Origin of the sequence: Andreesenia angusta (assembly GCF_001855385.1) — a bacterium.
GTDB lineage: Bacteria > Bacillota > Clostridia > Tissierellales > Gottschalkiaceae > Andreesenia > Andreesenia angusta.
This window is the reverse complement of the sequence record NZ_MKIE01000002.1, coordinates 162,463-176,478: the sequence shown is the minus strand read 5'-3', so window position 1 is coordinate 176,478 and position 14,016 is coordinate 162,463. Positions and strand designations below refer to the sequence as shown.

Genomic DNA, 14,016 nt, shown 5'->3' with positions numbered 1-14,016 from the left:
CTAGAAAAATTCGCCTATGCGTTCAGTAGTCTTGAAATGCAGTTTTGCGACTTCGGAAAGCCTCTGTATGCCGTACTTGTTTGCGAACTCATTCCCGGCGGCTATTGTCTTATTAGAGGCTCCTTTTGGGAACTCTATGCCGTAGCTTTTAGACATTTTCTCCATGCACTCCACAAACTCGTGCCTTGCCAGTATGCTGGCCGCAGCAACAACTACGTTTTCCTCTGCTCTGTGTCTTTGTTCTAGATTCAGCTTTTTGCCTTTCTCCATAAGAGCGTTCTCTATAAGGTCTGGGCTTCCGAACTGATCAGAGAGAGCTGTGTCGCAGTCTACATTTTCAAGTATGTTCTCTATCACTCGGGCGTGCCCCCAGGCTAAGAGCTTGTTGAGGTTGTTGAACTTCGAATAAAGCTCATTGTACTTAGAGTTTCCGATGGCAACTACGTCGTATATGCAGATTTCTTTTATCTGCTTAGCTATTTCAGATATCTGGCTGTCTTTTAACTTCTTGCTGTCATCCACTCCGATTTCTTTAAGTATAGACTTAATCCTTTCATCTGCGTATACGCCAGCTATGACTAGAGGGCCAAAGTAGTCTCCCTTTCCAGACTCGTCGGTGCCTATAAGGGCTACGCTGTCAGAGTCGGATTTAAGAGCTAGGGGTCTTCCCGAGGCTTTAGGGCTTCCAGTTGACTTATCCACTTTACAATCTTTTTCTCCCAGTAGCTTTAAAATTCCACTGTCTTTTAACTGAGAAAAATCAGGGTTAACTCCTCTCTTGGCGCTTTCATATATCCTTATGGTGTGAGTCTGATTGCATATATTGGCTTTAAACTGAAGGCCGTAGTTTATCTCTTTGTACTCGAGGGCCTCTCCGCCGACTTTCTCTATCAAATGCTTGTAGTATCTGTAACATTCGAACTTATCCTTGAACATATATGTTTAAACCTCCAATTTCTTATGACTACATTATATCGCATAATACGACATAAACTACTATTTTTATTTGGTTCTTTACCCATTTTTATTGAAATGGTGTATAATCGTATTTGGAAGTTTAGTTGATGATTCTTTAAAATTAAAATGATAGGAGCTGATTAAGCGTGAATATAAAGGAAAGACTAAATTCAATAGGCAATGGCACAATCAGTAAAAAGAAGAAGACAATCATAGGAATCAGTGTAGCTTCGGTCTTCCTGATAGGTTTGTACTCAGGAATATCCCTAAGCTATTCAGACAAGTTTATACCGGGAACTTCTGTTGGACAGGAAGATGTGTCAGGAAAGACAGTAGAAGAGGCAAACGAGGCTCTTCAAAAGATCTATGGCAGCAAAGACTATGTTGTAAAGGAAAACGACCAAGAGGTAGCTGTATTCTCGGGAAGCGAAATAGGCATGGAAAGTGACTTTACATCTTATCTAGAAGAGGTGAACGAAAGTCAGAATAAATGGTCTTGGATAACGAGCAGGATCTCAAAATCCGAAAAGAAAGAGCTTCCGGAGGGAATAGCTTTTGATGAAGATAAATACAGGGCGAAGTTCAATGAAGTGGAATTCAACAAAGGTGAGAGAAAGCCTTCAGAGGATGCAAGAGTAGAGCTGTCTGGCTCTGAATTTGTAATAGTGAAGGAAGTCTACGGAAATACTCTTGATGTCGAAAAGGTGGACGCCAAGATACAGGACGAGCTGAAGAGAGGAAATGCCAGCATAGAGATAAGTGACTGCTATATCCAGCCTGCTCTGAAGTCTGATGACCCTGGGCTTGTGGCAGGGCTTGAGAGGATAAACGAATTAAAAGATGTGAATGTGACATATACGCTCTCAGGCAACAGGATAGAGGTTCCCAAAGAGAAGATATTGAGCTGGCTGACGTATGATCTAGAGGACGGAGTTACACTCGACCAAGATTTAGTGAAAGCCTATCTTTCAGAGCTCAGCAGCGAATACAGCACTTTAGAGAAAGCGAGAAGCTTCAACAGCACTCTTAAGGGGAATATAAGCATAGGTGGCGGAGTGTACGGATGGGTTATAGCTGTGAACTCAGAGGCCGAAGCTCTCACAGAGGAGTTTTTGAAAGGCCAAGACATCGAGAGAAGGCCTAAGATAAGCGGTACAGGCTATTATTCTGACGGTACAGATATAGGAGATACCTATATAGAGGTTGATCTTTCAGCCCAGCACATGTGGCTTTACAAAAATGGACAGCTTGCAATAGAGACGGCTATAGTCTCGGGAAATCCAAACAAGGGTCATGCTACTCCTAGAGGTGTTTTCTACGTATGGAAAAAGGAAAGGAACAGGACTCTTAGAGGAGAGAACTACGCAACACCGGTTAGCTACTGGATGCCTATAGACTGGACAGGTGTCGGAATACATGATGCCAACTGGCAAAGCTCTTTCGGTGGAGATGCATTCCTTACACGCGGATCTCACGGCTGCATAAATACACCTATGAATATAGTTTCCCAGATATACAACACGGTAGAGGTAGGTATACCGGTTATCGTACATTGATTTTATAGGCTGACTTTTATATGGTATAATTTAAAAAACGAACTAAATCGAGGAGGTTTTTCATTATGATATGCTTGACAGTTATTGTAGATGAAAACTTAGCAATTGGATATGAAAACAGGCTTCTTGCCCATATACCTGAAGACCTTAAGCACTTCAAGGAAGTTACTTCTGGAAAGGTAGTTGTGATGGGATACAACACGTATCTTTCTCTTCCGCCTAAGTCAAGGCCGCTTCCCAACAGGACAAATGTAGTTTTGACTAGGAAAGACATAGCTATAGATGGGGTCACAGTGAAGCATAGCGTTGAAGAAGTCCTAGATATGATCAAAGAAGATTATGCGGGGCAGGAAGTGATAATAATGGGCGGACAGTCCATATACACTCAATTTATGCCTTATGCAGACAAGCTCTATATAACTCACGTATTTAGAAAGTTTAAAGCAGACGCTTACTTTCCGGAGATATCTCCTGAATGGGAGATCACCGAGCTGAAAGGCAAGAGAATAAATGTCAGCAGCGAATATCCTCATGTATTCGCCACTTATGAGAAAAAGTAAGGAGATGATTTCACTTGTACAGAGTAACTGAAAAGAAAAAAAGGGTTCTGGCGTATGTTATGGCAGGGACTATGATTGCAACTGCTTTTCTAGGACTGTTTTCAGCTGTTTTCTCCATTTAGAACTGAATAGAAACTGAGTAGAAATAAAAGAGCTCGTATCAATTTCGATACGAGCTCTTTTAGCGGGAAACCTTAGTAGTAATAGCCCCCCATTTCCTGGAACATCGCGACTCCAAGTATGGCAAATATGATTGCAAAAACTATCCATATAGCTATTCCTATAAGCATCATTACGAACTGAGCCTTAGCCCAGTTTTTTCTGTTCGGATTGTTGCTCGGGTCGTTTGAAGTTGCCCATATTATAAGGAATACTATGTTTGCTATCGGGATTATCAGAAGGAGCATTGTCTTGATCCAGTCTCCCATAGACATGACCGGAGCCATCTCTCCGCCCCCACCCATATTGCTTTGATAGTTCTGATACTGAGGCTGATATGATTGCTGATTGTTTTCATTGTACTGATTGTTTGGTTCCAATTTTATCACCACCTTATAAGAATTTTACCCCTCAGGATTGATTTGAAACAGTTTCGTAAAAAATCTATAGACCTAGGGATTTTTGACCCGACATATAGAGGTCTGAAACAACGACTCCTCCACTAGATGTGAGGAATGCTTCTAGCGTTTCTAGGGGATTTCTTTTACTGTTGGAGTCCTCTAGTACAATTGCATCAAATTCATAGCCCTCCTCGAAGGCTCCCACTTTCCCAAAGAATGCGCCACCTCCCTTAGTGGCCAGGTAAAGCACTTCCCCTAGTTCAAATCCCTGGTTTAAAAGAGAAGAGATTGTACTGCAAAGGGAAGTTCCACTAGAGGAGAGTCCGAAAGAGAGTCCATCTCTTATTCCAGACTTTACCTCAGAGGGTTTAAGCCCAGACCTTTCAGATATGGATACAAAGCTTGATTCGCTAAGATTGTACATACTGCACTTAGACTCAAAACTCACCAGCACTCTTTCAGAATGTACAGCTGGGATTTCACCTAGTCCGGAACTTGAAATATTCAGCTTCAACTTAGAGTTATGTCTCTGAGACAAGCTGAGTATGAGCTCTATTAAATCTTTTGAACAGCACTCTGAAAGAGATACAGAGAGCATGGGCTTTACATTTTCATATCTACGGGAAGTCATTATCAAGAGCTCTTCTGCATCGCTTTTCAACTTTTTCAAGCTATATGCGTATTCGCCATTGTTGTCTGACACGGAATTGCTGACAAAAGCCCCAAGTCCAGATTTGGCTATCACGTCCATGAGTCGTATATTCGACTCCATGTAGATAGTGCCCTCCAAGACGGTTCTAGTCATCCCTGAGCGTCTAAGTTCTCTTGAAAGCTCTATATACCTCTCTTCAGCGTAAGTTGCATCTGAAAGCTCATTTGTGTCCGCTTTATGATTATGCCCCAGCCCAAACTCTGGTGCTATCAGGTCAAGCGTTACCAGGCCGGGCACTATAAGTCTGTCTCCATAGTCAAACACCCTAGCATCGCTGTATATCGAAGGAAGCTCGCTATATACTCCAACTACCTTGTTGTCGGCTACAACTATATAGCCGCTCTCGATCACTTCTAGTTTCCCGAATTCATTTGTAAAAACTATATTGCCCTTAAAAACTCTTTCACACATATTCATGCTCCTGTCGTTCTAATTTTCTCTGAATCTATCTATTTCATTTTTTAGTTCTTTTATGAGTTTGCCAAACCTGTTCTTTTTAAAGTCAGGAAAAGACTCTAAAAGACGCCGGTGGTTAAACCTCAGCTTTATCTCTAAATCTGCGTACGACTCTAGGAACTCCTTTATCTTGACTATTCTTTCGAATTTAGATCCTGTAAAGCTCTTAGCTCTCTGCGCTATATCCTGGAATCTCATCATATGGCTTCTAAGGCCTGCAAGGGAAACTAGAGTAAATGCCATGTCAGCAGTGAAAATAGCCAGACCTATATACGCCATGTTTATGGCGGCACTCTCTGGTAGAGCGTATATAATGCTCAAGACTTTAGGATGCACAAGTTTGTACATAATTGTTCCAGCTAGTCCCCATAAAAGAGAAAAGGAAAGGCATATCCTTCCCTTTAAGTTGAACTTCTTATTTGAGTAGTCCCACCACTTAGAGTCAAAGAACTTCTCCAAAATAGAGGATGTGATATACTCCGCCAGTGTTGTGATTACAACTGAACCCATAAATATCATAAAGACGTTTTGCGCTAAAGGTTCCAGTGCCGTCACTATGGCAGTTATGGATACGCCGTATATAGGACAAAGCGGCCCGTACAAAAAACCTCTATTTACAAAGTGACCTCTTCTGTAATAAGCATAGAGAACTTCTCCGACCCAGCCCAGGAATGAATAGATTAGAATTAAAATTACAGTTATATATACGGGTCTGTCCCAGAGAATATATTCCATTTCAGTCCTCCTAACTCTTATTCAAGCATGTCGTTGTACTCTTCGACTAGCTCGTATATTTGATTTAGCCTCTTCAACAGTATAAAGTCTATTACGATATTTCCCTCTCTAGTCTCTATAAACACCTCTGAATTAGAGAGATCTAGCACCACGTCTACATGGTTGTTTCTGAATATAGGGATGCTCCTTGTTATATAGCAATATCCATTTAAGTTGTTGATTAGACAATCAGTGTCGATTTGATTGAAGCCTACTTGCGTGTTTAGTTCCTCACACAATCTTGACACTCTTTCTACATTGACTTCTGCCATTGTTCAATCCCCCTCTAGTCTATTTCTATATATTATAATACTAATGGGATATATACTCAACTTTTTTTGATTTGTCTTGTTTTTTTATAGTTCAATATATCATTTATGATAATATCTATTAAGATAATTTAAATACCCTAGGTATTCATAGGTATTCAAATGTCTTTTGTATAGACTTAAGTAAACTATTGATTTTTTTATTTAATAAAATCCATGATCTCTCTCACAGTAACATCTTGTTGCTCTTTCCATCCTATAGTTGCTGGCAAGTCACCCTTCTGTTCTCCATAGTTTCCAAATTGAGCATGGTTTCCTCCCTCTATTATCACCACATTTTCTTTATAGTCTATCTTTTCCCCTACGCTTGGGTTAAGAGAGCCGTAAATAGTCAAGGCCTTTTCTGGTGGATAGTTCCCATACATATATGCACCCAATAAAATCAATCCTTCAACCTTATCCTTGTTTTCAGAAGCATATTTACTGGCCATAGCTCCTCCCATGGAATGTCCTCCTATATACCAATCTTCCACATAGGGAACTCTTTCAAATACCTCATCTGCTGCATCATAGTTGAAAATAGCCATATTAAATGGCATTTCAACCAAAACACAAGTTATTCCTTCTTCGCTTAGCTTAGACAGTATAGGTGCATACGCAGTATGCTCAACCTTGGCTCCGGGATAAAATATCAGCGCTTTATCGCTTGGCTCATCAGAAGAGAAGATAGTCAATTTATCTTCTCTTCTTATATTTTTATTATTGCTAATAATTTCAACAGCATCCTCATCAGTTTCATAGTAATCGGAAGCATATATAAAAAAGCCTAAAACCAGCAGCAAAAACATTCCTACACCGATTTTGAAAAACTTCTTGAATTTTTTGCTTGCTTTCCCCATTTTCTTATCCCCTTCGTTCTAGCTATTCTGTTTACTTAGTTTTTCTGTTTGTTTTTTTAGCATCCTGGCCATTCTGGGCCTATTGTACCTCTGCGCAATTATGCATGGAACGTTGACAGCCAAAGCGTATAAAAACATGTAGACAATCACCTTTGGCGGGGCAAATAGTCCGAATACCCAGAATGGAGGTATCGCAAGCCAGTGGGTGAGCTCAGCCCGGCACGACTCCACTAAATATCGTTCAAGATAATCGCTTGAAAAAGATGTCATATGCTTCTTTTTAAACCCGGACTTCCCAATCGAAGCTCCATCTGGCAAAAATCGCTTCCACTTGTGAACCTTTGTAATTCGCTCATATACTCTCCCGTGATCTTCCCACCCTCTCGTTTTGTATATAGAGCGATCATACTGAAAGTGACTGTCGCTCATCTTGCGACATATAAAAGAGGCCATGTATTGGAGTAGAGCCCATAGTATAAAAAACAGCGCAATCGTAGCTTGCCTTGAAAGATAGAATATCTGCATATCATTACCGCCTTAGATTTATTTTTCTTCCCTTCCATTCGGTCTTTCCCAGAAATATTTTCTTGAAAGTTGAAATTGAAAAAATAGCTAGAAAAGCCGCAAGTGGCACGGGATATATAAGTGATGCCCACTTCTTGAAACTGCCTATTCGCCTTGATACCCTGAGAAGCTGAAACGCCAATACAGTGTACATGGCAGAGTATACCGCCGTATGTCCTAAGTCAAGTTTTATCGCTGAGTTCAATAACTTTAAAGGTACAGATATATAAGTGCCTATCCATATTATCAACAATAAAAGCATAATTGGAGACGTCTTTATGGCGCCTGTAGCGTAGTTCTTGCTCCACCCCTCTACAAGATGGTTGATGCCGCCTCCATACATTCTAAGGGCCATAGCTTCTCCGCCTAAAAAAAGCGTATACTCTATATTCTTTTTGGCCAAAGCCTCACCTAGTGCAAGGTCGTCTGTTATGCTTGTCCTGACAGAGTAGTGTCCACCTACAGCTTCATAGCTCTCTCTGCTTATCATTATTACAGGTCCGAAGAGCCCTACGCTCTTGCTCTTAAAAGGCAGGCTTATGCCGTTTGCACCAATCCCCACTATGTTGAAAAAAAGGGACATCTGCTCGTAGAGCTTTTCAACTATGTGATACGGCTGAACTGAAACGGCACATCTCTTCTTGCCATAAGCTCCCGCAAGACTGGCAAGAGCATTGGGGCTTAGTCTCACATCTGCATCTAGGAACAGCAGCAGATCTCCAGAGGCCTTTTCAGCTCCTAGCTGACATGCCCACGACTTGCCCGTCCAGCCCTCAGGTTTATCCTCCACGGCTATGAGATTTACTCCGAATGACTTTGCAACCTCAGAAGTTTTGTCTTCAGACTGGTCGTCGACGCATATAACTTCGTACGGATTCATGCTTTGGGCTTGCAGGTCTTCTAGCAGCAAAGCTAGATTTCTTTCTTCATCTCTGGCTGGAATTATCACAGAGATCTTTTCTTGCAACAAGCCCACTCTAAAATCCGCTTTTAGGAGTATCGGAAGAGCTGGATTTTTCCAGAATATCATAACTCCAATCAGTATACCTACTATTATAAATGCTATATCAGACATTCCCACACCTCCATCATTTAAGCTCCTCGAGCACTTTATCAGCTGCAAGCTTCCCTGTGAGGATGGACACTGGCAGCCCTGAGGGGCTGAAAGACCACTGTCCGGCCTGAAGCACATCTGGAACATCGGTGTTTACCGACTTGGCTATCTCCCTGAAGCTGTTTTCGGCTGGCATTTCAGGGTTTGTAAAAGCCCAACCTGTAATGGCGCCGTCCGAGTTACCGGTGAGTCGCTCTATAGTAAGAGGCGTGGAGCAGAACCTGTCCATTATCTTTGAGTTCATCTTAGGGAAAAGCGTATCCGCCATAACCTTGGCTATGTAGTCCTCGCTGTAGCGCTTAAAGTCCTCATAAAATCCAATATCTTTAATATGCTTTACTAGTCCATAGTCCATAAGAGTGCTGACTATAAGTCCAGTCTGACCTCTAGGCGCAAGCTCACTGTCTCTTACGGCAGGGCACGAGATCTCATAGGTTGTAAGGCTGTAGTATTTCTCAATCCAGCTGTAAATAGCCTCTTTGTCCATTGAGCTCAGTTCGTAATGCTCCAAGCTATTCAGTCCCTTTCTAGAGGGCGTGTAGAACATATGCGCTCCGCATATCTTTTCAAAGTACTCAGGCTCTACGTCTGAAGTTATGTAGACCGTTAGCACCGAGTCTCCTCCACCTTTATCCGCTATAGCTTCCTTTTTAGATTTGACTGTGCTTCGGACCCTTATATCACGGATCGAGTCTATATCGACTGCTGAGTAGAATCGTTTTGAGTCTGCCGCCCATATAAGCTTGCTGTAGCTATGTACCTCTCCTGACTTTGTTTCAACGGTTTTTCTATCCACGTCTATTCTAGATATCTCTGTCCCGAGCGATATATGCCCCCCTGCCCTCTTTATAAATTCGCCTAGCTTTTCTGAGACAACTCCAGTCCCTCCCATTGGGTAGCTGTAGTCCAGATAGAGGCTGAAATAGCTGAGCGCAAAGAAAGCCGGCGTTTCCTTGAAGAAATGCTGTGATATTATGCTGATCAGAGACATGTTGTCCGTAAACTTTCTTAAGTATGCTTCAATAGGGTCGCTCAATTTTGAAATCTTTTTTATATTCAGCCTGTACCTGACAAGCCATGGCAACACTGTTTTAAAGAGATACTCTCTGTCTGACTTCAAGTCTCGAAACAGAGGATTGTCTATTCCGTAAAGCACATCCATATACCTCATAACCTTTGAGATTTCCGACATAATCTTCTCTATGTCTGCTCTGCTCTCTGGGAACATTTCAATTAGGATTTCCGCGTAGTCTGAAAGGCTTTCCTCTGAAACAAGCTTGACTGTGATGTCCTCTATCCCTATGGACACTGTGTTCTTTAAAAACTCCATATCTATACCCAACTGCTTAAGCATCGGAAACACTATTCCAGAGTTTTCAATAGCCCTTATCCCTCCATCGAAAGTGAATCCTTTGAATTCAAACGAATTCAGAAGACCCCCTACTCGCTCTTCCTTTTCGCACAATAGTACTTTAAGCCCGGCTTTGCTGAGATACGCCGCACTTGACAGTCCTGCGATTCCAGCTCCCACCACTATTACATCGTATTTCATTGTCGCACCTCTCAGTTTTTTTCAGTTTTTTTTATTGTTGTTTTTATTATACCCATTTATGTAATTTTTATTATCATTTATGATAAGATTTATTAAGATACTATCTTTCTGTCTCAGTTTTTCGAGAACTTTTCTCTGAAATGTTGTATAATATTATATATTTGACTAAAGGAGATGTTTTAATGAGCTTAGGAATTATAGTTGCGATGGAAGAAGAACTGGAAATAGTCTTGAAGGAACTAGACCTTAAAAGTGAAGAGGTATACGCTGGAATGAAGTTTTTCAGGGGGGATCTACACGGCAAAGACGTAGTCGCCGTAGTATGCGGTATAGGCAAGGTGAACTCTGCTGTCTGCACCCAAATACTCGTATCTGTATTTGGAGCCAAGAAGATAATAAACATAGGTGTAGCCGGCGGAGTGGGCGTGGACATAGTTCCAGGAGACATAGTAGTTGCAGACTCACTTGTGCAACATGACGTAGATGCCACTGCATTCGGCGACATAGTGGGTCAGATACCTAGGATGGATACAAGGTATTTCGAGTCAGACAAGTCGCTTTTAAATGCGGCTGTGGCGGCCTGCAAGCACGTTGAAGGCCATAACTGCTTTGTGGGAAGGATAGCTACAGGAGACCAGTTTATAGCCGATGTGGCGAAGATAAAGTGGCTTGAATCGACTTTCAACGCTCTAGCTTGCGAAATGGAGGGTGGAAGTATAGCTCAGGCCTGCCATGTAAACAAGGTACCTTTTATAGTCATCAGGTCTATCTCAGACAACGCCAACAGCGGAGCCCATATGGACTTCGAGAAGTTCAAAGGCATAGCCGTAGAAAACTCAAGCGTTATACTCAAGTATATGCTTAGCCATCTTTAAAGCAAAAGACACCGAAAATTTTCGGTGTCTTTTTGAATTCCTAGATTCTATTTATTTATAGCTGTTTAAAAACTTCTCCGCGTACTCAATCGCCTCTTCTAGCGAATGCTCTCTGTAGTTTCCACACTGGATCTCATTTGCAGCCGGAATCTCCTCTGTAGTGAGCACTTTCTTCAGTGAGTTAAGGAGCATCTCCTCTATCTCTGAAGACTCCCTGTCTCCCCATATAGTCAGATAAAAACCTGTTCTGCATCCCATAGGAGATAGGTCTATTACCTCGTCTCCTAGCGCTTCTTCTCTAAGGTAAACAGCTAGAAGGTGCTCTAGCGTGTGTATCCCTGGCATGTTCATGGCCTCCAGATTGGGCTGCATAAACCTTAGGTCGAACTTGGTCAAAGAATCTCCCTTTGCTCCAGTGTAAACTGTGACTTTTCTTATAAAAGGCGCCACCACCTTAGTGTGGTCAAGCTCAAAGCTCTCTACCTTGTTTGCCAAATAAATCTCTCCTCTCTTCCCTATACCGTAAGCTCCGTCTCAAGCCCAAGCTCGTCCGAGAACTCTTCAAGTATAGGCGCTATATAATCCGATATAAACTCTTCTACCTGCTCAGGCGCCCTTCCTATATAGTCTGAAGGGTTCATAAGCCTCTCTATATCCTCTCGCTCTAATGCTATGCTCTTGTCTTCTACTATTCTCTCCACCAAGTCGTTCGCCCTTCCAAACTCCTTGACTTCCCTTCCAGCCTGCATCGAGAGCTGTCTTATGGTCTCGTGAAGCTCCTGACGGTCTCCGCCTTTCTTTACGGCCTCCATTATTATGTTCTCTGTTATCATAAATGGAAGCTCTGACTCTATATGTTTGGCTATGACGTTTTCGTATACGACCATATTGCTTGTGACATTTATTGCTATGTCCAGTATCCCGTCACATGCCAGGAACGACTGTGGAAGCACTATCCTTCTGTTCGCCGAGTCGTCAAGCGTCCTCTCGAACCACTGGGACGACTCTGTCATAGCAGGGTTTATGGTGTTTGAAATTATATACCTTGCAAGAGAAGCTATCCTCTCGCTTCTCATAGGGTTCCTCTTGTAGGCCATCGCCGAAGATCCTATCTGGCTCTTCTCGAAAGGCTCCTCTATTTCTTTTAAGTTTTGAAGCAATCTTATGTCATTCGTCATCTTGTGAAGAGACTGAGCCACTCCGCTTAAGAAGTTCAGGACATCTGAATCTAGCTTCCTGGAGTATGTCTGCCCTGTAACAGGGTATACACTGTCGAATCCCATCTTGGAAGCCACTATCTTGTCAAGCTCTTTTACCTTCTCATGGTCGCCTTCAAAGAGATTCAGGAAGCTAGCCTGAGTTCCAGTAGTTCCCTTAACACCTCTCATCTTGACTCTAGGCTTAAGGCTCTGAAGAATCTCGTAGTCCATATAGAGATCGTGAAGCCAGAGTGCAGCTCTCTTTCCCACTGTGGTGAGCTGCGCAGCCTGAAAATGCGTAAATCCAAGCGTAGGCATGGACTTGTACTCCAGTGCAAACTTCGAGAGCTTGTCCATAAGGTTTACAAGCTTCTTTTCCAAAAGCTCTAGAGCCTCTTTCATGACTATTATATCCGTGTTGTCCTGCACAAACGCCGAAGTTGCACCTAGATGTATTATACCTCTGGCGCTAGGACATTGCTCCCCAAAAGCATGTATATGCGCCATTACATCGTGTCTGAACTCCCTTTCCTTTTCGCTTGCCAGCTCGTAATTTATTTCATCTTGAAAAGACTTCATCTCTGCTATCTGCTCTTCTGTTATGTTGAGTCCTAGCTCTTTTTCGCTTTCAGCCAGAGCGATCCAAAGCCTTCTCCAAGTCCCAAACTTCTTGTCTGAAGAAAACAGAGAGCTCATCTCACGACTTGCATACCTTGTTATAAGCGGATTTTCATAGAATTCTTTCAACACTACCACTCCCCCTGTGCAGTTTTATTTTTTCAACACCACTTCTATCCTCTTAAGCCCCTCCTCTATGTTCTCCAGTGAAGTTGCGTAAGACAGCCTTATAAAGTCATCCGCCCCGAAAGCCACTCCTGGAACTATGGCCACATTGGCCTTTTCCAAGAACAATGCAGCCACGTCTAGAGAAGTCTCAAGCTTCATCCCATCTACAGTCTTCCCTTTAAGCGCAGAGATATTGGCCATTATATAGAAAGCTCCTTTAGGCGCTATGCATGAAAGCCCTTCTATGCTGTTTATCTTCTCCACCATGTAGTTTCTTCTCTGCTCGAAACTCTGTCTCATCTTCTCTATCTCGTCTTGGCTTCCGTTTAAAGCCTCTACACTTGCATACTGCGCTATAGAGTTAGGATTGGAAGTGGCATGGCTCTGTACGTTTGTCATGACCTTTATTATGTCCTCATGTGCCGCAGCATAACCTATTCTCCATCCTGTCATGGCGTATGCCTTGCTCATGCCGTTTATGACTATTGTAAGGTCCTTTATATCGTCTCCAAATGAAGCTATGCTCCTATGTTCTCCCTCGTATATCAGCTTTTCGTATATCTCGTCTGAGACCACGAAAATTCCTTTTTCTACCGCGAGCTTCGCTATGGCCGCTAGATCTTCTGCGTCATATACGGCTCCAGTCGGATTGCTAGGGCTGTTCAGTATTATCGCTTTTGTCTTTGGAGTTATTGCCTTTTTCAGCTCCTCTATGTCGTACTTGAATCCATTCGACTCTTTTGTCTCTAGGAATACAGGTACTCCGTCAGCCAGCTTTACAAACTCAGGGTAGCTCACCCAGTAAGGAACCGGCACTATTACCTCGTCTCCAGGGTTCAGTATAGCCGAGAAAGCGTTGAATAGAGAGTGCTTTGCCCCGTTAGACACAAGTATGTTCTTAGGCTCATACGAGAGGCTGTTGTCCTCTAAGAGCTTTCTGCATATAGCAGCTTTAAGCTCAGGAATACCTGAAGTCGCAGTGTACCTAGTCTGCCCTTCTTTTATGGCCTTTATGGCCTCGCAAGATATATTCTCTGGAGTGTTGTAGTCTGGCTCTCCTGCTCCAAATCCTATTATGTCCACTCCCTGACGCTTGAGCTCTTGTGCCTTGGCTGTTATCTCCAGTGTAAGTGAAGGCGATATGCCAAGCGCCTTTTTAGATAGATTGTATTTCATTTTTATT

Annotated in this window: 15 protein-coding genes; 3 read left to right on the top strand and 12 right to left on the bottom strand. The window is 42.5% G+C overall.

What is annotated here, in order from left to right; genetic code table 11:
* On the bottom strand, positions 1-936 hold the full coding sequence (gene rnhC, locus EUAN_RS03040) for a ribonuclease HIII (RefSeq protein ID WP_084655685.1): 936 nt from the start codon (positions 934-936) through the stop codon (positions 1-3).
* A 167-nt stretch (positions 937-1,103) separates the two neighbouring features.
* Between rnhC and EUAN_RS03035 the strand changes: the two genes are divergently transcribed.
* Together EUAN_RS03035 and EUAN_RS03030 are read left to right on the top strand one after the other, a co-directional pair.
* Positions 1,104-2,513 carry a L,D-transpeptidase family protein gene (locus EUAN_RS03035; RefSeq protein ID WP_084655684.1) on the top strand — a complete coding sequence of 470 codons (1,410 nt, stop codon included), beginning with the start codon at positions 1,104-1,106 and terminating at the stop codon, positions 2,511-2,513.
* 65 nt (positions 2,514-2,578) lie between these two features.
* Positions 2,579-3,073 (top strand): dihydrofolate reductase, encoded by a 495-nt coding sequence (locus EUAN_RS03030; protein ID WP_071061579.1) that lies wholly within the window; start codon positions 2,579-2,581, stop codon positions 3,071-3,073.
* Positions 3,074-3,267: 194 nt separating this feature from the next.
* Here the strand turns inward: EUAN_RS03030 and EUAN_RS03025 are convergent, their stop codons facing one another.
* The 8 genes from EUAN_RS03025 to EUAN_RS02990 all read right to left on the bottom strand — a co-directional run bounded on the left by EUAN_RS03025 (position 3,268) and on the right by EUAN_RS02990 (position 9,973).
* Positions 3,268-3,612 carry a hypothetical protein gene (locus EUAN_RS03025; RefSeq protein ID WP_211266266.1) on the bottom strand — a complete coding sequence of 115 codons (345 nt, stop codon included), beginning with the start codon at positions 3,610-3,612 and terminating at the stop codon, positions 3,268-3,270.
* A gap of 64 nt (positions 3,613-3,676) precedes the next feature.
* Positions 3,677-4,756 carry an amidohydrolase family protein gene (locus EUAN_RS03020; protein WP_071061578.1) on the bottom strand — a complete coding sequence of 360 codons (1,080 nt, stop codon included), beginning with the start codon at positions 4,754-4,756 and terminating at the stop codon, positions 3,677-3,679.
* Between the two features lie 18 nt (positions 4,757-4,774).
* Positions 4,775-5,536, bottom strand: coding sequence for a putative ABC transporter permease (locus EUAN_RS03015; RefSeq protein WP_071061575.1), 762 nt, complete (start codon positions 5,534-5,536; stop codon positions 4,775-4,777).
* Between the two features lie 17 nt (positions 5,537-5,553).
* A complete protein-coding gene (locus EUAN_RS03010; RefSeq protein ID WP_071061573.1) occupies positions 5,554-5,847 on the bottom strand; it encodes a hypothetical protein in 294 nt (97 codons plus the stop codon).
* A 197-nt stretch (positions 5,848-6,044) separates the two neighbouring features.
* Complete coding sequence (locus EUAN_RS03005; RefSeq protein WP_071061571.1) at positions 6,045-6,743, bottom strand: alpha/beta fold hydrolase; 699 nt, start codon at positions 6,741-6,743, stop codon at positions 6,045-6,047.
* Between the two features lie 18 nt (positions 6,744-6,761).
* Positions 6,762-7,268, bottom strand: coding sequence for a glycosyl-4,4'-diaponeurosporenoate acyltransferase CrtO family protein (locus tag EUAN_RS03000; protein WP_071061569.1), 507 nt, complete (start codon positions 7,266-7,268; stop codon positions 6,762-6,764).
* 4 nt (positions 7,269-7,272) lie between these two features.
* Complete coding sequence (locus EUAN_RS02995; RefSeq protein WP_071061567.1) at positions 7,273-8,382, bottom strand: glycosyltransferase family 2 protein; 1,110 nt, start codon at positions 8,380-8,382, stop codon at positions 7,273-7,275.
* A 13-nt stretch (positions 8,383-8,395) separates the two neighbouring features.
* Complete coding sequence (locus tag EUAN_RS02990) at positions 8,396-9,973, bottom strand: phytoene desaturase family protein (protein ID WP_071061566.1); 1,578 nt, start codon at positions 9,971-9,973, stop codon at positions 8,396-8,398.
* Between the two features lie 182 nt (positions 9,974-10,155).
* On the opposite strand from EUAN_RS02990, the gene EUAN_RS02985 reads away from it, so the two are divergent.
* Complete coding sequence (locus EUAN_RS02985) at positions 10,156-10,848, top strand: 5'-methylthioadenosine/adenosylhomocysteine nucleosidase (RefSeq protein WP_071061563.1); 693 nt, start codon at positions 10,156-10,158, stop codon at positions 10,846-10,848.
* Positions 10,849-10,899: 51 nt separating this feature from the next.
* On the opposite strand, the gene EUAN_RS02980 is transcribed toward EUAN_RS02985, so the two are convergent.
* Genes EUAN_RS02980 through EUAN_RS02970 form a run of 3 tightly spaced genes read right to left on the bottom strand, consistent with a single transcriptional unit; the run spans position 10,900 to position 14,009 of the window.
* Positions 10,900-11,343, bottom strand: coding sequence for an S-ribosylhomocysteine lyase (locus tag EUAN_RS02980; RefSeq protein WP_071061560.1), 444 nt, complete (start codon positions 11,341-11,343; stop codon positions 10,900-10,902).
* Between the two features lie 20 nt (positions 11,344-11,363).
* Positions 11,364-12,797: an adenylosuccinate lyase gene (gene purB, locus EUAN_RS02975; protein ID WP_211266265.1), complete on the bottom strand. Its 1,434-nt coding sequence runs from the start codon at positions 12,795-12,797 to the stop codon at positions 11,364-11,366.
* A 21-nt stretch (positions 12,798-12,818) separates the two neighbouring features.
* Positions 12,819-14,009 (bottom strand): pyridoxal phosphate-dependent aminotransferase, encoded by a 1,191-nt coding sequence (locus EUAN_RS02970; RefSeq protein ID WP_071061555.1) that lies wholly within the window; start codon positions 14,007-14,009, stop codon positions 12,819-12,821.
* Positions 14,010-14,016: the final 7 nt, after the last annotated feature.